General features: G+C 63.5%; 19 protein-coding genes. 12 read left to right on the forward strand and 7 right to left on the reverse strand.

Going from position 1 to position 24,097, the window contains the following annotated elements; genetic code table 11:
• Positions 1 to 57 precede the first annotated feature (57 nt).
• From BN1136_RS18540 to BN1136_RS18550, 3 genes are all read right to left on the reverse strand, one after another.
• Positions 58 to 2,037 carry a bifunctional 2',3'-cyclic-nucleotide 2'-phosphodiesterase/3'-nucleotidase gene (locus BN1136_RS18540; protein ID WP_043757254.1) on the reverse strand — a complete coding sequence of 660 codons (1,980 nt, stop codon included), beginning with the start codon at positions 2,035 to 2,037 and terminating at the stop codon, positions 58 to 60.
• Positions 2,038 to 2,164: 127 nt separating this feature from the next.
• Positions 2,165 to 2,785 (reverse strand): L-lysine exporter, encoded by a 621-nt coding sequence (gene lysE, locus BN1136_RS18545; protein ID WP_043757303.1) that lies wholly within the window; start codon positions 2,783 to 2,785, stop codon positions 2,165 to 2,167.
• Between the two features lie 263 nt (positions 2,786 to 3,048).
• A complete protein-coding gene (locus BN1136_RS18550; RefSeq protein ID WP_043757251.1) occupies positions 3,049 to 3,831 on the reverse strand; it encodes a LuxR family transcriptional regulator in 783 nt (260 codons plus the stop codon).
• A gap of 579 nt (positions 3,832 to 4,410) precedes the next feature.
• Between BN1136_RS18550 and BN1136_RS18555 the strand changes: the two genes are divergently transcribed.
• From BN1136_RS18555 to BN1136_RS18585, 7 genes are all read left to right on the forward strand, one after another.
• Positions 4,411 to 5,310: a LysR family transcriptional regulator ArgP gene (locus BN1136_RS18555; RefSeq protein ID WP_043757249.1), complete on the forward strand. Its 900-nt coding sequence runs from the start codon at positions 4,411 to 4,413 to the stop codon at positions 5,308 to 5,310.
• A gap of 86 nt (positions 5,311 to 5,396) precedes the next feature.
• Entirely contained in the window at positions 5,397 to 7,418 is a 2,022-nt protein-coding gene (locus BN1136_RS18560; protein ID WP_043757246.1) for an exoribonuclease II, read from the forward strand.
• 749 nt (positions 7,419 to 8,167) lie between these two features.
• The gene (locus BN1136_RS18565) at positions 8,168 to 10,096 is read left to right on the forward strand and encodes a PTS mannitol transporter subunit IICBA (RefSeq protein ID WP_043757244.1); all 1,929 of its coding nucleotides are present in this window, start codon (positions 8,168 to 8,170) and stop codon (positions 10,094 to 10,096) included.
• A 37-nt stretch (positions 10,097 to 10,133) separates the two neighbouring features.
• Positions 10,134 to 11,282, forward strand: coding sequence for a mannitol-1-phosphate 5-dehydrogenase (locus tag BN1136_RS18570; protein WP_043809036.1), 1,149 nt, complete (start codon positions 10,134 to 10,136; stop codon positions 11,280 to 11,282).
• Between the two features lie 117 nt (positions 11,283 to 11,399).
• Entirely contained in the window at positions 11,400 to 11,921 is a 522-nt protein-coding gene (locus BN1136_RS18575) for an MltR family transcriptional regulator (protein WP_043764261.1), read from the forward strand.
• A gap of 95 nt (positions 11,922 to 12,016) precedes the next feature.
• Entirely contained in the window at positions 12,017 to 13,807 is a 1,791-nt protein-coding gene (locus BN1136_RS18580) for a cation:proton antiporter (protein ID WP_043809038.1), read from the forward strand.
• Between the two features lie 70 nt (positions 13,808 to 13,877).
• The gene (locus tag BN1136_RS18585; RefSeq protein ID WP_043757232.1) at positions 13,878 to 14,126 is read left to right on the forward strand and encodes a hypothetical protein; all 249 of its coding nucleotides are present in this window, start codon (positions 13,878 to 13,880) and stop codon (positions 14,124 to 14,126) included.
• Between the two features lie 52 nt (positions 14,127 to 14,178).
• Here the strand turns inward: BN1136_RS18585 and BN1136_RS18590 are convergent, their stop codons facing one another.
• Positions 14,179 to 14,697, reverse strand: coding sequence for a mechanosensitive ion channel domain-containing protein (locus tag BN1136_RS18590; RefSeq protein ID WP_043757230.1), 519 nt, complete (start codon positions 14,695 to 14,697; stop codon positions 14,179 to 14,181).
• Positions 14,698 to 14,706: 9 nt separating this feature from the next.
• A complete protein-coding gene (gene zntB, locus BN1136_RS18595; protein WP_043757227.1) occupies positions 14,707 to 15,672 on the reverse strand; it encodes a zinc transporter ZntB in 966 nt (321 codons plus the stop codon).
• 132 nt (positions 15,673 to 15,804) lie between these two features.
• On the opposite strand from zntB, the gene BN1136_RS18600 reads away from it, so the two are divergent.
• On the forward strand, positions 15,805 to 16,254 hold the full coding sequence (locus BN1136_RS18600; protein WP_043757226.1) for a YaiI/YqxD family protein: 450 nt from the start codon (positions 15,805 to 15,807) through the stop codon (positions 16,252 to 16,254).
• 118 nt (positions 16,255 to 16,372) lie between these two features.
• Here BN1136_RS18600 and BN1136_RS18605 read toward each other — a convergent pair whose 3' ends face one another.
• Positions 16,373 to 17,578 (reverse strand): NupC/NupG family nucleoside CNT transporter, encoded by a 1,206-nt coding sequence (locus BN1136_RS18605; RefSeq protein WP_043809040.1) that lies wholly within the window; start codon positions 17,576 to 17,578, stop codon positions 16,373 to 16,375.
• Between the two features lie 518 nt (positions 17,579 to 18,096).
• Here BN1136_RS18605 and dbpA point away from each other — a divergent pair.
• The 3 genes from dbpA (at position 18,097) to BN1136_RS18620 (ending at position 21,558) form a co-directional block, all read left to right on the forward strand.
• Entirely contained in the window at positions 18,097 to 19,476 is a 1,380-nt protein-coding gene (gene dbpA / locus BN1136_RS18610; RefSeq protein WP_043757210.1) for an ATP-dependent RNA helicase DbpA, read from the forward strand.
• A gap of 90 nt (positions 19,477 to 19,566) precedes the next feature.
• The gene (locus tag BN1136_RS18615; protein WP_043757207.1) at positions 19,567 to 19,857 is read left to right on the forward strand and encodes a YkgJ family cysteine cluster protein; all 291 of its coding nucleotides are present in this window, start codon (positions 19,567 to 19,569) and stop codon (positions 19,855 to 19,857) included.
• A 300-nt stretch (positions 19,858 to 20,157) separates the two neighbouring features.
• Positions 20,158 to 21,558: a PepSY-associated TM helix domain-containing protein gene (locus tag BN1136_RS18620; RefSeq protein ID WP_043757205.1), complete on the forward strand. Its 1,401-nt coding sequence runs from the start codon at positions 20,158 to 20,160 to the stop codon at positions 21,556 to 21,558.
• Positions 21,559 to 21,649: 91 nt separating this feature from the next.
• On the opposite strand, the gene BN1136_RS18625 is transcribed toward BN1136_RS18620, so the two are convergent.
• Positions 21,650 to 22,555, reverse strand: coding sequence for a 1,4-dihydroxy-2-naphthoate polyprenyltransferase (locus BN1136_RS18625; RefSeq protein WP_043757202.1), 906 nt, complete (start codon positions 22,553 to 22,555; stop codon positions 21,650 to 21,652).
• Positions 22,556 to 22,764: 209 nt separating this feature from the next.
• Here BN1136_RS18625 and BN1136_RS18630 point away from each other — a divergent pair, with 209 nt between their 5' ends.
• Entirely contained in the window at positions 22,765 to 24,096 is a 1,332-nt protein-coding gene (locus tag BN1136_RS18630; RefSeq protein ID WP_043757198.1) for an isochorismate synthase, read from the forward strand.
• Position 24,097 lies beyond the last annotated feature (1 nt).

Here is a 24,097-nt window from a genome sequence, read left to right on the forward strand (position 1 = left end):
GCCCTATGGAAAAGCCCTCGCACTGCGAGGGCTTTTTGTTGACTGCCAAAGCCAGCCTTACTGGCGGATCAGGCGGTAGATGGCGTAGCCGGGGTGCTTGGCGTCGTCCGTCGGCAGGGTGGACTGGTACGCCAGATCCGCCCCCGCCAGGGCCTTGGCCTCGTCGGTCGGCGAGGAGTAGAGGCGCACGTCCACGTTGGCCGGCAGGGCCTTCATGTGCCAGTTGTTGTTGGCCGCCGGGCTAAAGCCGGCCGGGTTCTCGGCGGACTGGGCCTTCAGGTACTGGGCAATGATCTCGCGCGTCTCGAAGGGATCCTCATGCACGATGTTGCTGCCATCGATGCCCGGGAAGTGGCCGCCGCCGCTGGCGCGGTAGTTGTTGGTCACCACGTAGAACTTCTGGGCCGGATCGATGGGCTGGCCGTTGAAGGTGAGGCCGCTGATGCGCTGGCCGTCGCTCACCTTGACCCCGTCCTTGCCGTAACGGGCGGGCTGGGTGATGTCCACCTCGTAGCTGACCCCGTCAATCACGTCGAAGTTGTAGGTGGGGAAGTTCTCGTTCACCAGCCACTGCACCTCTGTCTTGGTGGTGTCGATCCGGTTGAACTGGCCGGCGCTCATCTCCAGCCACTCCTTGACGGTGGCCCCGTTCACCTCGACCACCTGCAGGGTGTTCGGGTAGATGTAGAGGTCGGAGACGTTGCGCAGGGAGATGTCGCCCTGGGTCACATAGGTGAAGTCGTTGATGCCGTTGCGCCCGCCACGGAACGGGGCCGCAACCGACAGGATCGGGTAGGACTCCTTGAGCAGGCCGTCTTTTTGCAGTTGCTCGGCGTGGCGGCGCTGGGCATCGCTCACCAGCTGCACCGAGGGGTCGTCCTGCACCAGGGCGAAGAAGCTGTGGATGGGAGAGGTGATCTTGCCCAGCGGCTCGTCCAGCCACTGGTTGGTGGCGTCGTGATCCGCCTGCACCAGGTCCACCACCCGCTGATCCACGGCGCTGCCCTCGCTGGCGTCGATCTTGCGCAGGCTGGCCTGGCTCTGTTTCACCTGCCACTTGCCGTCCACCTGCTCCAGCTTGAGGTCGATGATGCCGAGGTGGTTGCCCCAGTAGCCGGGCATCACGGTCGGGATGCCGCTGAGGGTGCCGGCCTGGTTGTCCACCTCCGGCAGATCCGGGAAATCCCCCGGGAAGTTCTTGTGGGCATGGCCCAGCATCAGGGCATCGACCCCCTTCACCTTGGCCAGGTGCCAGGCGGAGTTCTCCATCATGGCCTCGTAGCTGCTGGCGTTGATGCCGGTATGGGCCACCACCACCACCAGATCGGCCCCCTTGGCACGCATCTCGGGCACGTAGTGGTTCGCGGCCTCGACCATGTCGGCCACCACCACCTTGCCTTCCAGATGGCGTTTGTCCCACTGCAGCACCTGGGTCGGGGTCAGGCCCAGAATGCCCACCTTGACGGTCTGACGCTGACCCTTGTCGTCGGTCACCTCGCGATCCAGCAGCAGGTAGGGGGTGAACTTGTTGCCACTCCACTCAATCTGCCCCTTGGCGTCCCGCTTGAAGGCCGCCGCCTCGAACACGTTGGCGTTCACATAGGGGAACTCGGCTCCCGCCAGCACCTTGCCGAGGTAGTCCAGGCCGTAGTTGAACTCGTGGTTGCCGAGGTTGCCGGCGTCGTAGCCGAGCTCGTTCATCGCCTTGAACACAGGGTGCGCCTGTTTCTCCAGGTAACCGGCGCCGGACTGTTCGAAGATGTAGTCCGCCAGCGGCGTGCCCTGGATCAGGTCGCCGTTGTCGAGCAGCAGGTTGTTGGGGTTCTCGGCGCGGGCCGCGCGGATCAGCAAGGCGGTGCGGGAGAGGCCGAACTTGCGGTCCTCCTTGTTCTGGTAGTAGTCATACCCCAGCACGTTGGAGTGGATATCGGAGGTCTGGATCAGGCGCAGGGAGACGGTCCCCGGCTGCGCCTTGCTGTCGTTTTCGTTGCTGCAGGCAGACAGCAGCACGATGGCGGCAATCGCCCCCAGCTTCATGGTGTTATTCACTGTATTTTCCCTTTTATTATGAGTAACGCTTTACCAGCGCCGGGAATTTAACAGACGAATATGTCAGCAGATGACACCGGGACTCATTTTTATGAAGCCCGGCACAAAAATAGCCTTATGAGGCCAGGATGGCCCCGCCTGCCAGCTTGGCCGCCAACACCAGCATGATGAGACCAACAACAAGATCAATGGCTTGCTGCACTCTTCCCCGAGCGAGCCAGGGTGACAGCGCCGCCGCCCCGAATGCCAGCCCGTAGAACCAGACCAGGGACGCCAGCATGGCACCGGCCGCAAAGGCAGGCCGCAGCTCCTCGGAAAACTGGCTGCCGAAGGAGCCGAGCAGCATCAGGGTATCCAGATAGACATGGGGATTGAGCAGGGTCACCCCGAGGGTCATGGCCAGCACGCTCTTGACCCCCATCAGCTGCGGCGAATCCGCCAGCGCCGCCTCCTGGCCGCGCCAGGCGCTGCGCAGGGAGCGCACGCCGAACCAGCCGAGGAAGAGCACGCCGCCCCAGGTGAGCAGGGCCAGCCCCACCGGACTGGCCGCCAGCAGGTTGGCGCCACCGAAGACACCTATGCCGATCAGCACGAGATCGCACAGGCAGCAGAGGGTCGCCGTCAGCAGGTGGTGGTTGCGGTGGATGCCCCGGCTCAGCACGAAGGCATTCTGGGCTCCGATGGGGATGATCATGGCGAGGCCGAGGGTAAAGCCTTGCAGGGTGGTGGCAAACATGGACATGCGTTCCTGTAGAAGAGTTGGACGCACTATAAAGGGGCGCACTCAATCAGAGAAATTCATTCATTTTCTGGTGTATTCGAAAATCTTATGACCAGAACGGGAAGCTGCTCGGCGGCGGGCTGTCAGTGGCAGGATCTGGCAATTGTGGCGCCCTGACACGGCCCAGAGAATCACCGGGATAGGAAGTGCGGGTGAGAAGGCGAGCATGGCGACTGGGAAAATATCGAACGATGGGGGGGGCGCGGCCCGGTCGGGGCTCACTGCGGCAACCTGGGGAAGTTGGTGACCACGACCTGCTCGAGGTTGGGCAGCAGGATGCCGCTGCTGACCCCCTTGGCGACGGCCTGGTAGCGGTTCATCGAGCCCGTCTTGCGGGTCACCTGATTGAGGTGGTAGTTCACCGTACGCTCGGTGATCCCGAGAATGCAGGCAATCTCCCCCGACGTCTTCCCCTCGCTGGCCCAGAACAGGCACTCGGTCTCCCGCTCCGTCAGGGCCTCCTGGGGAGCATCTTCCCTCATGCTGCTGCGCACGACCCGGATCGCCGCCTCGAAGATGTAGTGGGACATCCAGGAGAGGATGGGCGAGGACTCCAGCATCAGGTCGCTCGACGCCCGCTCCCGGGTGATGAACGACAGTATGCCGTTCTCTCCCGCCGCGCCGTGCAACGGGAACGAGATGCCGTTGCGCAACCCGAACTCCGCCGCCAGCCCCATCACGTCCATGCTCCCCTCTTGCAGGAAGCGCGCCTTCTCGTCCAGTCGATTCCAGTAGATAGGCAGGGTCTGCTGGCGGGCAAGCTGGATGATGGGGTCGCAGGCCAGCATGTTGTTCGCCGTATAGGCCTGCACCCAGGAGTCGGGGCACTGGTTGAACAGCACGACCTTGGGCCTTTGCATCGACATGGGCAGGATGAGCGCAAAGCGATAGTAGTCGTAGCCCATACCCCGAGAGAAACGACCGATCAGCTCGGACAGCCGGTTGCCATCGGTCACCAGAGTGAAATGTTCCAGATACTCAAGCAGTTGGTCGCGTGTCATGGGCAAGCCTCCCCGTGGCCAAGGCCTGGGATTATAGCGGCTAACCCTGAAATACAGAGATATGAATGCTTGTTTTCAAAGAAAAATCAGCCGAACACCCCAGATGGTAGGCCGGAAACGAGCGCAATCGGTTTCGCAAACGAGCCCTTTCAAACCGACTCAATCGAGGCAAAAAACCCTGAAAGAAACCCACCCGGAACGATATCGACAAACTGGATACCCATCGGGTACAGAACGGAAGTGGAGCACAACCTGTGCAGCTGACGCCACCTGCTCAGCTTTACCAGAGCGATATGTGTTCAGCCCCCTGGCGAGGGGAGTACAGAGTCGCCAGCACGCTGGTTGCGGCGACCTGATCCCGTAAAAAGGCCCCGGGGCTGTGCCCGGGACCAAGACGCTCGCTATGGCCCGTTTCCACCCCATGCAAAAACGGACCAAATGAGTATCTTATGAATCTCATTTGACCTCTACTGTCACATCTCACAGTGGCGGCCCCTCTTCACCATCCGCAGCGGGTTGTCCTCCCGGCGCCGCTCCAGTAGCATTCTTGCTCAATCCTCCTTCTCATAAGGAATGCTGATGAAGACGCTGGACTACAAGCTGCTGCTGGCGCTGGATGCGGTGATGCAGGAGCAGAACTTCGAGCGCGCCGCCCAGCGCCTGCACATCACCCAGTCTGCCATCTCCCAGCGCATCAAGCAGCTGGAGCAACAGTTTGCCGAGCCCCTGCTCATCCGCAGCCAGCCCCTGCAGGCCACCCCGCTCGGCCAGAAGCTGCTGGCCCACTACCGTCAGGTGCGCCAGCTGGAACTGGAGCTGGCCGGGGAGCTCTCTCCCGCCGCGCCCCAGGCGCCGATCCGGGTCAGCATCGCCGTCAACGCCGACAGCCTGGCCACCTGGTTCCTGCCCGCCCTGGCGCCGCTGCTGGAGCAGCACCCCATCGAGCTGAATCTCCTGGTGGACGACGAGAGCCGCACCCTGGATCGGGTGCGCGAGGGGCAGGCGTTCGGCGCCGTCAGCCTGCAGTCCCAGGCACTGGCCGGCTGCTGCGTCGACGAGCTCGGCGAGATGCGCTACCTGTTGACCGCCAGCCCCGCCTTCGTCGCCCGCCACTTCCCCCACGGCCTGACCCCGGAGGCACTCGCCAAGGCGCCGGCGGTGGCCTTCGATCAGCGCGACGACATGCACGTGAGCTTCATGGCCCGCCACTTCGCACTGCCCCCCGGTGGCTACCCCTGCCACACGGTGCGCTCGTCCGAGGCCTTTGTCGCCATGGCCGAACAGGGGCTGGCCTGCTGTCTCATCCCTGAACTGCAGATCCGTCAGCAACTTGCCGAGGGGCGCCTGCTCGATCTCAGCCCTGAGCACCACCTGATAGAGCGACTCTACTGGCACCGCTGGGTGCTGGAGCGGGGGCTGCACAAGCAGATCTCCCAGCGCCTCATCCAGCAGGGACGCCAGGCACTGCAGCCGCGCTGAGGGGGCCGTTCACCTTGGCTTTGGAGGGGTAAAAACGTATAGTGCTGGGCGATTAACCATCAGGTCTCCACTCAGGTTCCCCATTTATGTTCCAAGACAATCCGCTGCTGGCCCAGCTCAAACAACAAATCCGCGAAAACATCCCCAAGAAAGAGGGTGTGATCCGCGCCTCCGATCGGGGCTTCGGCTTCCTGGAGGTCGATGAGAAGACCAGCTATTTCGTGCCGCCTCCCTATATGAAGAAGGTGATGCACGGTGACCGGGTGAGCGCCCTGATCCGTACCGAGAAAGAGAAGGAAGTGGCCGAGCCGGATGCCCTGCTGGAGCAGGCGGTCACCCGCTTCGTCGGCCGCGTCAAGATGTTCCGCGACCGCCTCAACGTGGTGCCGGACCATCCCCTCATCAAGGACGCCATCAAGGCCCGCGCCAAAAAGGGTCTGGACGAGAAATCCTTCAAGGAAGGGGACTGGGTGGTTGCGACCCTCAAGCGCCACGCCCTGGCAGACGGCAACTTCTCCGCCGAGATCACCCAGCTCATCGCCACCCAGGAAGACCACAACGTGCCCTGGTGGGTGGTGCTGGCACGCCACAATCTGGCCCAGGTCGAGCCGGCGGATCTGCCTGAGTGGAAGGTGATCGAAGAGGAAGAGCTGCCCCGCCGCGACCTGACCCAGGTCCCCTTCTTCACCATCGACGGCGCCAAGACCAAGGACATGGACGATGCCCTGGCCATCACCAAGCTGGAGAACGGCTGGGAGCTGCTGGTGGCCATCGCCGACCCGACCGCCTATGTGGCCGAAGGCAGCGAGCTGGACAAGGAGGCCGCCCAGCGCGCCTTCACCGTCTACATGCCGGGCCGCAACGTGCCCATGATCCCGCGCACCCTCTCCGACGAGCTCTGCTCCCTGAAGGAGGGCGAGGAGCGCAACACCCTGTGCGCCCGCCTGCTGATCGCCGAAGACGGCCTGCTGCTGGAGGAGACCGAGTTCTTCGCCGCCCGCATCAACTCCCACGCCCGCCTCAGCTATGACGACGTCTCCGACTGGGCCGAGCACGGCAAAGCGCTGGCCATCGACGCCGGCGTCCTGGCCCAGCTGCCCCTGATGAAGGCGATGACGGAGGCGCGCATCAAGTGGCGTACCGAGCACGCCCTGGTGTTCCCGGACCGCCCCGACTACGACTTCGAGCTGGGCGAGAACGGCGAAGTGCTGGCCATCCACGTCGAGCCACGCCGCATCGCCAACCGCATGGTGGAGGAGTCGATGATCGCCGCCAACATCTGCGCCGGTCGCGTGCTGGGCAAGACCGTCGGCTACGGTATCTTCAACGTCCACACCGGCTTTGACGAGGAGTCCCTCGACGGTGCCATCGAGCTGCTCAAGAGCGCCGAAGCCCCCTTCGAGAAGGAAGATATCGCCAGCCTCTCCGGCTTCTGCGCCCTGCGCCGCTGGATCGACAACCTGGATACTCGCTGGCTGGACGGCAAGATCCGCCGCTTCCAGAGCTACGCCCTGATGTCTGCCGAGCCGGGCGCCCACTACGGCCTGGGGCTGGACGCCTACGCCACCTGGACTTCCCCTATCCGTAAATACGGCGACATGGTCAACCATCGCCTGCTCAAGGCCGTCATCGCCGGCAAGACCCCGGGTGAGCGCCCGAGCCTGGAGCTCACCGAGCACCTGACCGCCTGCCGCCGCCTGCACCGCATGGTGGAGCGCGACATCGGCGACTGGCTCTATGTGCGCTACCTGAAGGCGGCCGCCGGCACCGATCAGGTATTCAACGCCGAGATCATCGACGTGATGCGTGCCGGCCTCAAGCTGCGCCTGCAGGAGAACGGTGCCGTGGTCTTCATGCCCGCCCGCCACATCCTGGACAACAAGGATCGGCTGGAGTGCAACTGGGACAACGGCCGCGTCTATCTGGACAAGACCGAGGTGGTCTATGAACTGGGCCAGATCATCGAGGTGAAGCTGACCGAGGCGGTGGAAGAGACCCGCTCCCTCATCGCCAAGCCGGCTGTAGAGCTGGTGCCGGGCCCGGCGCCGGTGGCGCCGGCCAGCGATGCCGTGGCAGCGCCGACCGACGAGGCTCCCAAGGCGGAATAATCCCACCCCGCCTTTTCGCCAAAAAAGCCCGCATGATGCGGGCTTTTTTATGCGTGCCGGTGGCAGTCAAAGCATAAGGAAGGAGTCACAGGGCACGACCCTACCCCCACCAGCCCGGCATGTTTCGCTCCCCTTGTCGGTGTCGGCCCTCTCCAACCAGCAAACAACGGGGATGGATACCCGGTAACGTCCCCTCGACGCGAGCAGATCCCAGCCCCCGCTCCTCCGGGTCGGAGAAGTAGCACATGGGTATCACCTCCCCCTTGGTGGCTGATGGTGCCCCATACGCTGCTCTGTCGTGGGAGCGGAAAAACTGAAAGTAAATTACATCTTTCCAGATCCATCGGCTGTTAACAGGCAATAATCGAAAATCCATCGCTGAAACCCTGGTTCACACCACCGCCAGACAGGCATCAAATGAATACACATTTCATATATGTGATGTGAATCACATTGACACAAGGTTTGCGCAAACCGCAATTGGTGATCCACTTCACATAAATAGGGTCTGCGCGACAGAAGAGAACGAAATGTAGCCGAAATACGGAGCAATGATGTGATCTACATCACCATGAAGGGAGGGGGGGGATCGGGGTATTCGAGATCCGGATCACAATACCCCCCGTTTTCAGCCTAATTTGATCACAAGCTGGTAGATTGAAGTTGCTTAGACGACAGGGATGGGGTTCTGCAAAACCGACCATTCCGACTACCACTTACAATCACACAGGCTTAAACGGGGTGCCGTCATGTTATCACCGGATACCAAAGTCAAGATACAGAATTTTGGACGCTTCCTGTCCAATATGGTCATGCCCAACATAGGCGCCTTCATCGCCTGGGGCTTCATTACCGCCCTCTTCATCCCCACCGGCTGGCTGCCGAGCGAAACCTTGGCCAAGCTGGTCGGCCCCATGATCACCTACCTGCTGCCGCTGCTCATCGGCTACACCGGCGGCAAGCTGATCGGGGGTGATCGCGGTGCCGTGGTCGGTGCCATCACGACCATGGGCGTCATCGTGGGGACCGACATCCCCATGTTCATGGGCGCCATGATGGTCGGCCCGCTGGGTGGCTGGGCCATCAAGCGCTTCGACCAGGCGATGGAAGGTCGCGTCAAGAGCGGCTTCGAGATGCTGGTCAACAACTTCTCCGCCGGCATCATCGGCATGCTGTGTGCCATCCTCGCCTTCTTCGTCATCGGTCCCTTCGTCAAGGTGCTCTCCGGTGCCCTGGCCGGTGGCGTCGACTTCCTGGTCGCCCACGGTTTGCTGCCGCTCACCTCCATCTTCGTCGAGCCGGCCAAGATCCTGTTCCTGAACAATGCCATCAACCACGGCATCTTCTCGCCGCTGGGGATCCAGCAGGCCACCGAACAGGGCCGCTCCATCTTCTTCCTGATTGAAGCCAACCCGGGCCCGGGTCTGGGCGTGCTGCTGGCCTACATTGTGTTCGGCCGTGGCAATGCCAAGCAATCCGCGGCGGGTGCCTCCATCATCCACTTCTTCGGCGGCATCCACGAGATCTACTTCCCGTACGTGCTGATGAATCCGCGCCTCATCCTGGCGGTGATCGCTGGCGGCATGACCGGGGTCTTCACCCTGACCCTGTTCAACGCAGGTCTGGTCTCCCCCGCCTCCCCGGGATCCATCTTCGCTGTGCTGCTGATGACGCCGAAAGCCTCCCTGATCGGGGTGCTGCTCTCCATCATCGCCTCTGCCACCGTCTCCTTCCTGGTCGCCTCCGTGTTCGTTCGCGCCCAGCAGCCGGAAGCCGACGAGGCCGATGCCCTGGATGAAGCCACTCGCAAGATGAAAGCCATGAAGGGGGCCAGACCCGAGACCACAGCGGCCAAGAAGCCGGGTGCCGAGCTGACCGCAGTGCGCAACATCGTGGTCGCCTGCGACGCCGGCATGGGCTCCAGCGCCATGGGCGCCGGCATGCTGCGCAAGCGGGTGCAGGCCGCCGGCCTCAACATCAGCGTCACCAACCGTGCCATCAACAACCTGGACGATCAGGTCGATCTGGTCATCACCCACAAGGATCTGACCGACCGCGCCCGTCGCCATGCGCCGCACGCCCAGCACATCTCCTTGAGCAACTTCCTCGACAACGAGCTCTACCAGGAGCTGGTGATGAACCTCAGCATGGCCAATGCGGCCAACGACGACGTGGCCAACCCGCAGCTGCTGGTAGCAGCCAACGATGACAGCTACGAACAGCAGGAGCCGGAAGTCTTCACCCTGAGCCTGCAGGACGTCCACCTGGGCCTCAAGGCCGACAACAAGGAAGCCGCCATCCTCACCGCCGGCAAACTGCTGGCCGAGCGGGGCTATGTGGCACCGGACTACGTCAACGCCATGCTGGAACGGGAGAAACTGGTCTCCACCTACCTCGGCGAGTCCATCGCCGTGCCCCACGGCACCATCGCCGCCAAAGAGCACGTCAAGCGCACCGGCATCGTCATCTGCCAGTATCCGGCCGGCGTGCCGTTCGGCGAGGCGGCGGACGAGGTCGCACGCCTGGTGATCGGCATCGCCGCCCGCAATGACGAGCACATTCAGGTAATAACCCGACTGACCAATGCACTGGATGAGCCCGGTCTCATCGACCGGCTGGCCAGCACCCAGGATCCCCAGGAGTTCCTGGACTTGCTGGGCGCCGAGCAGGCCGCCTGATCATCCTTCATCGTCTTTGGTTATAGAGGTTAATATCATGAAAACATTGCATTTTGGTGCCGGCAATATCGGTCGTGGCTTCATCGGCAAACTGCTGGCTGACGCCAGCCACCAGGTCACCTTCGCCGACGTCAACGAGACCCTGATCGATCAGCTCAACCACCGGCAGGAGTACAAGGTGCACGTGGTGGGCACGGATCAGAAGCTGGACGTGGTGCGCAACGTCGCCGCCGTCAGCTCCGCCGGCCACGAGGTGATCGCCCGCATCATCACCGCCGATCTGGTGACCACGGCGGTCGGCCCCAACATCCTGGACAAGATTGCCAGCACCCTGGCCAAGGGGCTGCAGGCCCGCTTCGATGCCGGCAACCTGACGCCGCTCAACATCATCGCCTGCGAGAACATGGTACGCGGCACCAGCCACCTCAAGGAGGAGGTACTCAAGTACCTGCCGGTCGCGTATCATGCCACCCTCGAGCAGTGCGTCGGCTTTGTCGACTCGGCGGTGGACCGCATCGTCCCGCCCACGGCAGCGGCAAACGACGACCCGCTGGAGGTGACGGTAGAGAGCTTCAGCGAGTGGATCGTCGACAAGACCCAGTTCAAGGGGGAGCTGCCCCAGGTGGCGGGCATGGAGACCACAGACAACCTGATGGCCTTCGTCGAGCGCAAGCTGTTCACCCTCAACACGGGTCATATCGTCACCGCCTACCTGGGCAAGCTCAGGGGCTATCACACCGTGCGCGAGGCGATCGAGGATCCGGTGATCCGCAGCAAGGTGCGCCGCGCCATGGAAGAGAGCGGGGCCGTGCTGGTCAAGCGCTACGGCTTCGACCCGCGCCTGCACGCCGCCTACATCGAGAAGATCCTGGCCCGTTTCGCCAACCCCTATCTGGTGGACGAGATTGACCGGGTCGGTCGCCAGCCGCTGCGCAAGCTGGCGGCGGGGGACAGGCTGGTGAAGCCGCTGCTGGGCACCCTGGAGTACGGTCTGCCGAGCGATCATCTGCAGGAGGGCATCGCCGCGGCGCTGCACTACCGCAACGCCGATGATCCCCAGGCGGTGGAGCTGCAGGCCCTGCTGGCGGAGCTGGGCCCGGCTCGGGCCCTGGCAAAGGTGACCGGTCTGGAGGAGGACAGCGACATCGTCCGTACCATAGTCGCCCGTTACAACAACCTGAAGTGACCCGATGAGGCGCCTTCACTGCCGCCGGCCCCGACAGGCTGACACGTGAAGCGCCTCATACGATAAAAACCGGGAGAGAGGCCGGCTCTCTCCCTGTCAGCTGGACCCAATGCACTTATGACCACACACCAGGAAGATGAAGTACTGGAACGACTGAACGAGCAGGATGGCCCCCGTGGCTTCTTTCTCGAGGTCGTGACCATCCTGGAAGAGGCGGTCGACTCCCTGATGCGACGAGCCTTTCGCCAGGAGGAGTATGCCGTCAAATACGCCATCGAACCCCTGCTCAACCAGAGCGGCCCCCTCGGCCAGCTGGAGGTGCGCCTCAAGCTCATCTTCGCCCTCGGCCTCATCTCCCTCGAGTGCTATCAGGATCTCGAGGCCTACCTGAAGATCCGCGATTTTCTGGTGCGCGATCCCAAGGATTACCGCTTCAGTGACAAGCCGATCCGCGATCTGCTCGAACGCCTGAATGCCATCAATCAGGCCAGCATGATGCCGCAGGATCCCCCGGCCAACGAGGAAGACTGGCCCCTCTACCAGATGCAACTCAACCGGCTCGATCAGATGGTGCGCTCCGCCCTGGTGCTGGCGGTGACCGACTGCGTCACCGAACTCCACAAAGAGAGCCCCATCTGATCAGGCCTGCGCGCTGAGTCCCCTGCTGGCGGGTGTCAATGTGCCCCGCTTCCCCGCTACACTACTCCCAACCCCATCATCTGCTCGAGGTTGGCATGATTGCACTCTCCCTCGCCGGGATCGCCCTGATCTCCCTGTTGGCCCAGTGGCTAGCCTGGTCGCTGCGCGTTCCCGCCATTCTGTTTCTGCTGCTGAGCGGCCTCTTGCTCGGTCCGGTCACCGGCCTGCTCGACCCGGATGCCCTGCTCGGCGACCTGCTGTTCCCGCTGGTGTCGTTGTCGGTCGCCATCATCCTGTTTGAGGGGGCACTGACCCTGCACCTGGCAGAGCTCAAGGGGATCGGCAAGGTGGTGCGCAACCTCTGCTCCACCGGCATGCTGGTCAGCTTCGCGGTGATTGGCGGGGCCAGCTACTTCTTGCTGGGACTGGACTGGCGGGTCGCCATGGTGCTCGGCGCCGTGCTGGTGGTCACCGGCCCCACGGTGATCGCCCCCATGCTCAACGTGATCCGGCCGGTGCGGGAGGTGGACAAGATCCTGCGCTGGGAGGGGATCGTCATCGACCCTATCGGCGCACTGTTTGCGGTACTGGTGTTCGAGGCGGTGCGCCTCGGCAGCCAGGGGAATCTTATCGATCACACCCTGCTGGCCCTGGCCAAGACGGTGGGGGTGGGCTCCCTCATCGGGATAGCGGCGGGATGGCTCACCACCCTGCTCATTCGCAAGGACTGGCTGCCGGTCAGCCTGCACAAGTTTGGGGTGCTGGCCCTGGTGCTGGTCACCTTCACCCTCTCCAACTGGCTCAGTCATGAGTCCGGTCTGCTGGCGGTCACCGTGTTCGGCATCTGGCTCGCCAATCAGGAGGGGCTGGACCTGGAGGAGGTGCTGGCCTTCAAGGAGGATCTCGCCGTCATCCTAATCTCTTCCCTCTTCGTCCTGCTGGCGGCCCGCCTCGATCTGGCCCAGCTCTGGCAGCTCGGCCCCATGGTGCTGGTACTGTTGTGCGTGGTGCAGTTCGTGGCCCGCCCCCTCGGCATCCTGCTCTCTACCTGGGGCTCGGACCTCCCCTGGCGGGCGCGCGCCCTGCTGGCCTGGATAGCCCCCCGCGGCATAGTGGCCGCGGCGGTCAGCGCCTCCTTCGCCATCAGCATGCACGAGGCCGGCATTGCGGATGCCGACAAGCTGGTGCCCCTGGTGTTTGCCGTCATCATCTTCACCGTGGTGCTGCAGAGCCTGACGGCGACCCCCCTCGCCAGGTTGCTCGGCATGCGCCAGAGTGCCCCCAATATCTGGCTGCTGATCGGCGCCAACTCGGTGGCGCGGGCCATCGGCAAGGCGCTGGCGGATCAGGGCATCCCCGTCCATCTCTCCGATCCCGCCTGGGAGCATTGCAAGCTGGCCCGCATGAGCGGCCTGCCCTGCTATTTCGGCAACCCGCAGTCGGAGCACGCCGAGCTGCACCTGCCCCTCACCAGCATCAGCACAGTGCTCGCCGTCTCCCCCAACCGCCACAACAACGCCCTCGGCGTGTTGCACTTCGCCCACCTCTACGGCGAGGAGCGGGTCCATTCCCTGCGATCCAGCGAGCAGCACGGCAAGGCGAACCGGGAGAGCGCCACCTTCCGCGCCCGCCAGAACCTGTTCGGCCCCGACATGAACTTCGCCCGCCTGAGCGGCCTGCTGGGCCGGGGCGGCCAGATCAAGGCAACCCGGTTGAGCGAGGCCTTTGACTGGGATCGCTATCAGGAGGCCAATCCGGGCGCCATCCCCCTGTTCGTGCTGGATGCCAGGGGCAAACCCAGGGTCGTCACCGGTCCCGTCTCGCCGCTGGCCGGTGAGCTGCTCATCGCCTTGCAGCCCCCGCGGGAGACGCCGACGACGGATTGATCCCCGCTTTGCGGATGACGGAGGCTGACGACTAGACTTGAGGGTGCGCCATGAGTCATAGGAGGATGTCATGACAGTCAGCGAATTGCGCACGCTTCACCAGCAACACAGGTTCAAGGAAGCGGAGATCATGCACGACGTCATCGCGCCCGGCTGGATAGTGGAGTTTCGGGGGCTGGACGGCCATCTCTACGTGATGACGGATACCCTGGGATGCCCGATGAGTTTTTCTTCCACCGAAGAGGCTCGTGACCACATCCACCTCGTGGCCGATTGTCCCATCCAGGTCGAGCATCTCTACCGCTTCTTCGAACGTTGAGTGTCTGCTCAGCAAAAAGGCTCCCGAGGGAGCCTTTTTTCATTCCGCTTTCTTATTCCGGGGACAGGGGCTCAGGCTCCTTGCCCTCCAGCCGCCTTACCGGTTTTTGCAGGATCAGGTTGGCCGGATAGGTGACCAGATCGCCGTTGTCATCGCGCACCCGCACGTAGAAGAGGCCGATCTCGGTGATGACGCCGGTCACCGAGTCATCCTTGTCGAGGATACGGATGCGATCGCCAATCCGGTAGGGGAAGGCGAAGAAGATGGTGATGCTGGCGGTGATGTTGGAGAGGATGGACCACTGGGCCACCATGGCCACCCCCAGCACCGCGAAGAAGGAGGAGGCGAGCACCACCAGCCGGGAGAAGTCGAGCCCCCACACCCCGGCCAGGATCAGCAGGGTGGCGCAGCCGAGCAGGAAATGGAACACGTGCTCCACGTAGAGCACCCGGTTCTCGCTCACCTGCCGGCTCTGGCCGAGGGCCATCAGGCTCTTGTGAATCAACCCGCGGATCAGGGTGTGCCCCAGCAGCAGAACCAGAGTCACGCCAAAAGATTCCCATGTCGTCATGTCGGCTCCTTACCACCAGCGCCTGTGCTTGAGCCAGACCGCCAGCCCGGTCGCCAGCGCCAGCAGGGATCCGCAGAAGACCCAGAAGGCGGTCGGGCTCTCCGCCCCGGGGATCCCCCCCAGGTTGATGCCAAACAGGCCCGTCAGGAAGCTGGCGGGCAGGAACAGCAGCGCCATCACCGACATCTGGTAGGCACGGCGGTTGGTCGCCTCGGCCATCAGGTTGTTGATCTCGTCCGCCAGCACGGCGGTGCGCGCCACGCCGGCATCCAGATCGTCGAGCCAGCGCCGCAGCCGGTCGGCGATGTCCAGCAGACGGCGCCTGTCGTCCTCGTCCAGCCAGCTAATCTTCTCGTTGGCCAGACGCGCCACCAGATCCCGCTGGGGGGAGAGGTAGCGGCGGATCATGATGAGTTGCTTGCGGATCCTTGCCAGACGGCCATTGGGGGGCAGATCACGCATCAGCACCATCTCCTCCAGATCCAGGATCTGATCGTGCAGCTCCTCGACGAACTCCCCGGCCCGGTCGGTCAGGGCGTCGCAGATCTCCACCAGCCAGTCGGCCGGAGAGTCAGCACCGCCCCCCAGCTTCAGCTGCTCGAAGACATCTTTTTCCGACAACAGCGGCCGGCGGCGGCTGCTGATGATGAGATCCGGGGTGATGTAGATGCGCAGCGCCACCATCTCTTCGGGGCGGTGATCCTTGTTGTGGTTGATGCCCCGCAGGATCAGCAGCACCGTCTCCCCCATCCGCACCAGCTTGGGTCTGTTGCTCTGGCCGAGCAGGGCCTCCCGCGCCGCGTCTCCCAGCAAGGGGGTCTGCAGCAGCCAGCGCGCCGCCTCAGGATTGCCGTAGTCCAGATGCAGCCAGCTGGGCCGGGCTCCCGGGATCTCGCTCCCTGCGGCCAGCGGAGTCATCCCCCCCTTGCCATCCAGGGTCAGGCCATAAATCACATCACTGGGCACCCGATCCATCCACACGTCCTTCTCATCATGGTTGTTGGCCCAGAGCTTACACCAAAGCCGCGGTCGACTCAGCCCCGGGGCAGCCGCCCCGCGCCGGCCGTGCTAACATGCAACCCCGTTTCAGTCACAGGAAGCCATGCCATGCCCATCTGGGTCGATGCCGATGCCTGCCCCATTCCGGTCAAGGAGATCCTCTACCGCGCCGCCCACCGCGCCCAGGTGGTGACCACCCTGGTAGCCAACCAGGGGCTCAGAGTCCCCCCCTCCCCCTTCATCAAGACCCAGCAGGTGGAGAAGGGATTCGATGTGGCGGATCATGTCATCGCCCAGCAGGTCAAACCCGGCGATCTGGTGATCACCGGCGACATCCCCCTCGCCTCCTGGGTCATCGATGCCGGTGGCGAGGCGCTCAACCCCCGCGGCGAGATCTACACCCGCGAAACCATCAAGGCGCGCCTCGGCATGCGCAACTTCATGGAGGAGCTGCGCTCCGCCGGGGTTCAGACCGGTGGCCCCGCGCCCCTCAACGCCGCCGACAAGCAGCGCTTCGCCAATGCGCTGGACAAGTGGCTGGTCAGAGGCAAGCTCTGACCCCTGCATACAGGGTCTGACAGGGCCAGTCCCTTGCTTGCGGCCTGTGACCGCCAGACGCAAAAAAACAAGCCCCTGCCGGGGCAGGGGCTTGTCACCGCAAATGCGGGCGGACCAATCAGATCATCACGCCGGCAATGACGGCGGAGAGCAGGCTCACCAGGGTGGAGCCGTAGACCAGCTTCAGACCGAAGCGGGAGACCATGTTGCCCTTCTCTTCGTTCAGCGCCTTCACTGCACCGGCGATGATGCCGATGGAACTAAAGTTGGCGAACGACACCATGAAGATGGAGAGCATGCCGACGGTGCGGGGGGAGAGCTCGGCGGCAACCTTGCCGAGATCCATCATGGCCACGAACTCGTTGGTCACCAGCTTGGTCGCCATGATGGAGCCGGCCTGCAGCGCCTCACCGCTCGGGATGCCCAGGATCCAGGCGATGGGGTAGAAGATATAGCCCATGACGTGCTGGAAGTTGACGCCAAATGCCGCCTCGAACAGGAAGTTGATGAGGGCGATCAGGGCGATGAAGCCCACCAGCATGGCACCGACGATGACCGCCACGGTGAAACCGGCCATGATGTATTCCCCCAGCATCTCGAAGAAGTTCTCCTGCTTCGGGGTGTGGTGCTCGTCACCTTCGGCCAGCGCCTTGGCGTCGGTCACGGTATTGTCCGGCTCGTAGGGGTTGATGAGGGAGAGCACGATGAAGGTGCTGAACATGTTGAGCACCAGGGCCGCCACCACGTAACGCGGCTCGATCATCTGCATGTAGGCACCGACGATGGACATGGAGACGGTGGACATGGCGGTCGCCGCCAGGGTGTACATCTGCTTCTCGTTGAGGTGCGGCAGTATGTTCTTGAGGGCGATGAAGTTCTCGGACTGGCCGACGATCATGGAGCTGATGGCGTTGAAGGACTCCAGCTTGCCCATGCCGTTGATCTTGGCCAGCACGGTGCCGATGCCGCGAATGACGATGGGCAGCAGGCGGATGTACTGCAGTATGCCGATCAGCACGGAGATGAAGACGATGGGCATCAGCACCATCAGGAAGAAGGAGAAGGCCCCCTCATTCATCAGACCGCCGAACACGAAGTCGGTCCCCTGCTTGGCAAACTCCATCAGCTTGGTGAAGCCGGCGGCAAAGCCACCGATGACGGCCAGACCCACTTCGGAGTTCAGCATGAACCAGGCCAGCGCCAGCTCGACCACCAACAGTTGGCCGATGTAGCGCAGCTTGATCTGTTTCCAGTTGCGGCGGTTTGCCAGCAACGCCAGAGCGAGGACCATCACGAGTCCGAGCACAAAGTGAACGTATTCCATACCAGTAGCACCTGAGTAAGTGATAATTTTTGACTGGCGCCATCATAAATAACTGCATATTTAAAAATCAGATGGCCATCACAATCCGCAGTAAAAATATGCATCCTAGATAATACAAACGTTTTTAAATTAATTCCCCTTTCCAGCGTTATTAATCATTTTTCACTAGTTATAAAACTTGTTAAAAAACAATTATATAATGTCACATCATGCCCACTTGCATCAGCAAACGTTTTTTCTCGACATCATGATACAAGAATATAAAACCCATCTTATTCACTGCCCCGCGTCTTGCGTCTAATTAAAAACGTTTTCTCTCCGGGAAATAATGATTCCGGCAGGATGGTTGTCATACGGTGCAGTCCCATGACCAGCCCCCATGTCGGGAGATGGTATGGCACCCTCCCGGTACCTCACGGACAACAGCTCAATTTTCCGCCACATCGAGCGCCACATTCTGGTATGATGCGCCCCCTTGCGCGCCGCGCACCCCGTTTTCAGTGAAATAGAGTCCTTTTGTGAACAACAGTGAATTTAGCAGCCTGAACCTCTCCCCCGCCCTGCAAGAGAACCTCGCCAGCCTGGGCTATCTGCAGATGACCCCGATCCAGGCCCAGAGCCTGCCCCTGGTTCTCGATGGCAAAGATCTGATCGCCAAGGCAAAAACCGGCAGCGGCAAGACCGCCGCCTTCGGCCTCGGCCTGCTCTCCCACCTCGACGTCAACCGGCTCGAGGTACAGGCACTGGTGCTCTGCCCGACCCGCGAGCTGGCGGATCAGGTGGCCACCGAGATCCGTCGGCTGGCCCGCACCCTGCCGAACGTCAAGCTGGTGACCCTGTGCGGCGGCACACCGACCGCCCCCCAGTCCGCCACCCTGAGCTTCGGCGCCCACATCGCCGTCGGCACGCCGGGCCGGGTGCTCAAGCATCTGGAGCAGGGCACCCTGGATCTGGATTGCCTCAAGACGCTGGTGCTGGACGAGGCGGATCGCATGCTGGACATGGGCTTTGGCGAAGACATCAACCGGGTCATCGGCTATGCCCCGCACGAGCGTCAGACCCTGCTCTTCTCCGCCACCTACCCGGAGGGGATCGCCAGGATGAGCCGCGGCGTGCAGCGCAACCCGGTCGAGGTGAGCGTGGAGTCCCTGCACGAGGAGAGCGCCATCGAACAGAAGCTCTACGAAGTGCCGGCCGGTCAGCGCCTCGACGCCCTCACCTGGTTGCTGAGCCACCATCAACCCGCCTCCTGCGTGGTGTTCTGCAACACCAAGCGTGCCTGCAGCGACGTGGCCGACCATCTGGCGGCCAAGGGCTTCTCGGCCCTGGCGCTGAACGGCGATCTGGAGCAGCGGGAGCGGGATCAGGTGCTGGTGCGCTTTGCCAACGGCAGCGCCACCATACTGGTGGCCACCGACGTGGCGGCCCGCGGCCTCGACATCAAGGAGCTGGGTGCCGTCATCAACTACGAGCTCACCTATGACCCCGAGGTGCACGTGCACCGCATCGGCCGCACCGGCCGCGCCGGTCAGCAGGGTCTGGCCCTGAGTCTCTATCAGCCCAATGAAGCCCAGCGCGTCAACCTCATCGAGGAGTACCAGCGGGCCCCTATGCCCCTGGGGGATCTCGACGCCATCGGCCGCACCGTCAAGCCGATTGCCCCGCAGATGGTGACCCTCTCCATCGATGCGGGCCGCAAGACCAAGGTGCGAGCGGGCGACATCCTGGGCGCCCTGACCGGCGAGGGCGGCATTGCCGGTAGCGAGGTGGGCAAGATCCAGATCGCCGAGCAGTACTCCTACGTCGCGGTCAAGCAGGGCGTCGCCAAGGCGGCGCTCAAGCGGCTGCAGGAAGGCAAGATCAAGGGGCGCAGCTACCGTGCCCGCAAACTGGGCTAAGGTTTTCAACATCCCCGGATCCAGACCACAGGCGCCTGACAGGCGCCTGTTTCATATAGTTCGATGCCGCCCTGCGGCAAGACAGGTGCCATGAGCCAAGCAACCCAGACCGATGTCAGCTGCCAGAACTGCGAGGCCTGCTGCTGCCGCCTCGAGGTGATGCTGTTTACCGATACCGGCGTGCCGGATCGCTATGTGGAAGAGCGAGAGGGAGAGGTGCCGGTGATGCACCGGCTGGAGGATGGCTGGTGCGCGGCGCTCGACCGCAACACCATGATGTGCCGCATCTACGAGGTTCGCCCCCTCATCTGCCGCGAGTTCGAGATGGGGGAGCCCGACTGCCTCGACGAACGGGACAAGTGGTTTATCAGGCTCGAATAACGCGCTCCGAAGGGATCGCATCCCGACACTACCCCAAGCCTCCCTTCCGTCCTGGATCCTCGCCTCGCGATACCGCCTCCAATGTGGCAGCGAGGTAAGGATATAGGGTCAGGGCCCCCGCCCTTGCCCCGGCGAAAACCGGTCGTCATCCCTCGCGGAACACCGCAACCCGGCAACATTTAAGGACCCATATCGGCCCATTCGTGCGGTTGCAGTTAACAAAACGTTGCTGCTATCATCCGCGCCGACTCAAAACATTCCACCAACTGAAACCTTTTGGCATCCACCCGGGGACCCACGATGAAGCACCAAGACACCGCCTGCTACCAAAGGATCTGGCGCTGGCATTTCTATGCCGGCCTCTTCGTCGCCCCCTTCCTGATCCTGCTCTCCCTCACCGGCATCGTCTATCTGTACAAACCCCAGCTGGACAACCTCATGTATCCCGAGCTGATGAAGGTGACGCCCGCGACCCGCTCCCTGAGTGCCGATGCGCTCCTGGCCAAGGCGCAGATCGCCATGCCGGACGCCAGCCTGCGCAAATATCTGCCCCCGGCGGCGGAGGACGCGAGCGCCCAGCTCATCGTCATGCGGGACGGCCAGGAGCTGACCCTCTTCCTGGATCCGGCCACCGGCGCCCTGCTCGGCACCATGGACAACAAGTGGAATCTGCAGGCGGTGGCCCGCGCCCTGCACGCGGAGCTGATGCTCGGCACCACGGGGGATCGCCTGATCGAACTCGCCGCCGGCTGGGGTATCGTGCTGCTCATCAGCGGGCTCTATCTCTGGTGGCCCCGCAAGGGGCCGGGGATGGGTGGCATCCTCTGGCCGCGCCGCAGCCAGCACGGTCGCCTCTGGTGGCGCGATCTGCACGCCGTGGTCGGCTTCTGGGGGGCGGGTTTCCTGCTGCTGCTGCTCTTGAGCGGCATGACCTGGACCGGCTTCTGGGGCAGCCAGTTCGCCGACCTGTGGAACCGTTTCCCCGCCGCCATGTGGAACGAGGTGCCCAAGTCGGCCCTCCTCGGCCGCAGCCTCAACCACGCCCACGAGCAGACCCTGCCCTGGGGGACCGAGACCCTGCCCATGCCGAGCTCGCAACCCCAGCCAGAGAGCCATGATCACAGCGCCATGGACCATGGCGGCGGACACGAGGGCATGGTCATGGCCAGCCACCGCATTCCGCTGCAACGGGTAGTTGACATCGCCACCGAGCGTAGGGTCAGCCCGGGCTACAGCATCACCCCGCCCGCCGGAGACACCGGCGTCTACACCATCGCCATCTTTGCCGACGATCCGCGCAACGACGCCACCCTGCACATCGACCAGTACAGCGGCGAGGTGCTGGCCGACGTGCGCTGGCAGGATTACAGCCCGGTCGCCAAGACGGTGGAGACAGGCGTCATGCTGCACATGGGCAAGATGTATGGCTGGCCCCACCAGCTCGTCATGCTGATCATCTGCCTGATGATACTGGCCAGCTCGGTGAGCGGGCTCTGGATCTGGTGGCGCCGCCGCCCCAGCGGCCGCCTCGCCGCCCCGCCCCTGCCGGCAACCCTGCCCCCCATGGGCGGTGCCATCGCCGTGCTGGTGGTGCTCGGGATCTGCTTCCCGCTGGTGGGCGGCTCCATGCTGGTGATCTGGCTGCTGGACAGCCTGCTCTTCGCTCGCCGTCGGGCCTCCCGACTGGCACGGGCCAGCTAGTCGCAGGCCAGGGTTAACGCAACCTGACGCACCCGCCAGCAAAAAGGCTCCCCTGCGGGAGCCTTTTTTCATTGCCAAACAAGGCCGCGACTCAGGAGAGCGCCAGCCCGATGGAGAGCAGCAGGCTGTAGAGGAAGGCGCTGATGGCGGTCTTCTTGAGAGCACCTGTCAGCACCTCACCATCGAAACTCTCTCGCAGGGTCCTGGCCGCATCGGTCAGCGGCTTCATGGCGGGCAGGAAGATCCAGGGCCAGACGCTGGCGGGCTGGGTCAGGATGAAGGCGATGGTGACCAGCAGCGCCGCCCCCAGCAGGACCCAGTGATAGGCGATGGCGCGGTTGCGACCCAGGCGCACCGCCAGGGTGATCTTGCCGCTGGCGGCATCGGTCTCGATGTCGCGCACGTTGTTGATGTTGAGCACGGCGGTGGCCAGCAGACCGCAGGCGGTGGCTGGCAGCAGCAGGTCCCACTCCAGGCTATGGGTGAAGAGGTAGTAGGAGCCGAGCACCCCCAGCAGGCCGAAGAAAAGGAACACCGAGATATCCCCGAAACCGCGATAGCCGTAGGGGGTCTTGCCCACTGTGTAGGTGATGGCCGCGACGATGGCCGCGCCCCCCAGCAGGATGAAGGCCAGGATCTGCCGCCACTCCTCGCCAAACGCGCAGGCCAGCAGGGCCAGTCCGCTCACCACGGCCGCCAGGGCGGTCAGCCCCATGGCCACGCACATCTGATGCTTGGTAATGAGACCGGAGACCACGGCACGCTGGGGGCCGATCCGCTCCCCGTTGTCGGCACCGGAGACCGCATCCCCGTAGTCGTTGGCCAGGTTGGAGAGGATCTGCAGCAGGATGGCGGTCAGCAGAGAGAGACCCATGATGGTGCCATCGAAGGCACCCCGACTGGCTGCGAGCCCCGAGCCCAGCAGAATGGAGGAGCACGCCAGGGGCAAAGTTCGCAAACGCGCCGCCAGCAACCAAACAGAGAGGGTATTAGTCATATTGTGATGGCCAAACGATCGGATATTGATCGTGTTAAGGGTTATCGAACCGGATTTAGGTATACTTGGCTCCGTGGGGGCTGGGCTCCCTCGGGCAATTTACATGGAAGAATGGGCAGATAATATATAGGAAATCATCGCCCTTTGGCATCAACCTGCGCCATCCTCCCCCAGAGCGAGCGCGACTATCCGGCTCAGACAAGACATCCATGTTGGCTCAGACCCATCTCAAGCAACAACTGGACGCCCTGCGTCACAGCAATGTCAGCGGTTTCGTGCGCCTGCGCGTGGCGGCCAGCGTCGACGCCTTCCCGGGCTGGCTGGCGGCCCAGACGCTCTACCCCCGTATCTATTGGCAGGCCAGAGGGCAGCAGAGCCCGGAGTATGTCGCGCTCGGCGCCATCCATGAGCTGACCCGCCCGGAAGAGATCCAGCGGGTCTGCGATCTCGCCGCCGCCGGCAGCGAAGACAGCCCGCGCTATTACGGCGGCCTGGCGTTCGACCCGGATCAGCCGGGCTGGCAGGGTTTTGGCCCCTGCCGCTTCGTGCTGCCCCGCGTCGAGCTGGTGCGCCGGGGGGAGTGCACCAGCCTGTGCCTCAACCTCTGGCTGCCCGACCCGGCCCACGGCGCCGAGTTCGAGGCCGAGCTGCAGGCGGCCGAGTCCGCCCTGGATGCGCTGCAACCTGAGGCCCCCCTGCCTGTGCTGCAGAAGCGGCCATGGCAGCGCCGGGATGTGCCGGGCCAGGCCCAGTGGCAGACCCTGGTAGCGCGGGTGACGGATCCCGGCTTCCAGGCCCGCACCCCCAAGGTGGTGCTGTCGCGGGAGAGCCTGCTCGAAAGCGAGCAGAAGGAGGCCCCCCTCTGCCCCTGGTCCCTGCTGACCCAATGGGCGAGCCTGGCCCAGGAGTGCTTCCACTTCGGCTTCCAGTTCTCCCCCGAGCAGAGCTTCATCTCCTGCTCCCCCGAACGCCTCTACCGCCGGGAGCGCGGCCACCTCTTCACCGAGGCGCTGGCGGGCACCATTCGCCGCTCCGGCGACGAAGCGACCGACGCGGCCCTGGCCGCCGAGCTGCTGGCCGACAACAAGAACCGGCTGGAGAACCGGCTGGTCCACGCCGACATTCTCAACCGTCTGGCCCCCCTCACCACCGATGCCACCCTGACCGAGCCGCGCATCCTGAAACTGCGGCTGCTGCAGCACCTCAAGTGCGACATCGAGGCCGAGCTCAAGCCCGGCGTGTGCGACTGGCAGCTGCTGGCCGCGCTGCACCCCACCCCCGCCGTGGGCGGCGCCCCGCGGGAGGCGGCGCTCGCCTTCATCCGCGAGTTCGAACCCTATGATCGCGGCTGGTATGCCGGTGCCTGCGGCATGCTGAGCCGGGAAACCTCGGAGTTTGCGGTCGCCATTCGCAGCGCCCGGATCAGGGAGCAGCGCATCAGCCTGTTTGCCGGTGCCGGCATAGTGGCGGGCTCGGAGCCTGCCGCCGAGTGGGCCGAACTCGACAACAAGATCGCCAACGTGCTCTCCCTGCTGGGATAGC

Origin of the sequence: Aeromonas taiwanensis (assembly GCF_000820165.1) — a bacterium.
GTDB lineage: Bacteria > Pseudomonadota > Gammaproteobacteria > Enterobacterales > Aeromonadaceae > Aeromonas > Aeromonas taiwanensis.

What these genes read in the sequence shown, in the direction of transcription:
- BN1136_RS18575 (WP_043764261.1), top strand. Translation starts at nt 11,400, where the DNA reads ATGACCACACACCAGGAAGATGAAGTACTGGAACGACTGAACGAGCAG.
- BN1136_RS18555 (WP_043757249.1), top strand. Translation starts at nt 4,411, where the DNA reads ATGAAGACGCTGGACTACAAGCTGCTGCTGGCGCTGGATGCGGTGATG.
- BN1136_RS18630 (WP_043757198.1), top strand. Translation starts at nt 22,765, where the DNA reads ATGTTGGCTCAGACCCATCTCAAGCAACAACTGGACGCCCTGCGTCAC.
- BN1136_RS18550 (WP_043757251.1), bottom strand. Translation starts at nt 3,831, where the DNA reads ATGACACGCGACCAACTGCTTGAGTATCTGGAACATTTCACTCTGGTG.
- BN1136_RS18565 (WP_043757244.1), top strand. Translation starts at nt 8,168, where the DNA reads ATGTTATCACCGGATACCAAAGTCAAGATACAGAATTTTGGACGCTTC.
- BN1136_RS18625 (WP_043757202.1), bottom strand. Translation starts at nt 22,555, where the DNA reads ATGACTAATACCCTCTCTGTTTGGTTGCTGGCGGCGCGTTTGCGAACT.
- zntB (WP_043757227.1), bottom strand. Translation starts at nt 15,672, where the DNA reads ATGGATCGGGTGCCCAGTGATGTGATTTATGGCCTGACCCTGGATGGC.
- BN1136_RS18580 (WP_043809038.1), top strand. Translation starts at nt 12,017, where the DNA reads ATGATTGCACTCTCCCTCGCCGGGATCGCCCTGATCTCCCTGTTGGCC.
- BN1136_RS18585 (WP_043757232.1), top strand. Translation starts at nt 13,878, where the DNA reads ATGACAGTCAGCGAATTGCGCACGCTTCACCAGCAACACAGGTTCAAG.
- BN1136_RS18540 (WP_043757254.1), bottom strand. Translation starts at nt 2,037, where the DNA reads ATGAAGCTGGGGGCGATTGCCGCCATCGTGCTGCTGTCTGCCTGCAGC.
- BN1136_RS18560 (WP_043757246.1), top strand. Translation starts at nt 5,397, where the DNA reads ATGTTCCAAGACAATCCGCTGCTGGCCCAGCTCAAACAACAAATCCGC.
- BN1136_RS18615 (WP_043757207.1), top strand. Translation starts at nt 19,567, where the DNA reads ATGAGCCAAGCAACCCAGACCGATGTCAGCTGCCAGAACTGCGAGGCC.
- BN1136_RS18620 (WP_043757205.1), top strand. Translation starts at nt 20,158, where the DNA reads ATGAAGCACCAAGACACCGCCTGCTACCAAAGGATCTGGCGCTGGCAT.
- BN1136_RS18605 (WP_043809040.1), bottom strand. Translation starts at nt 17,578, where the DNA reads ATGGAATACGTTCACTTTGTGCTCGGACTCGTGATGGTCCTCGCTCTG.
- lysE (WP_043757303.1), bottom strand. Translation starts at nt 2,785, where the DNA reads ATGTTTGCCACCACCCTGCAAGGCTTTACCCTCGGCCTCGCCATGATC.
- BN1136_RS18570 (WP_043809036.1), top strand. Translation starts at nt 10,134, where the DNA reads ATGAAAACATTGCATTTTGGTGCCGGCAATATCGGTCGTGGCTTCATC.
- BN1136_RS18600 (WP_043757226.1), top strand. Translation starts at nt 15,805, where the DNA reads ATGCCCATCTGGGTCGATGCCGATGCCTGCCCCATTCCGGTCAAGGAG.
- BN1136_RS18590 (WP_043757230.1), bottom strand. Translation starts at nt 14,697, where the DNA reads ATGACGACATGGGAATCTTTTGGCGTGACTCTGGTTCTGCTGCTGGGG.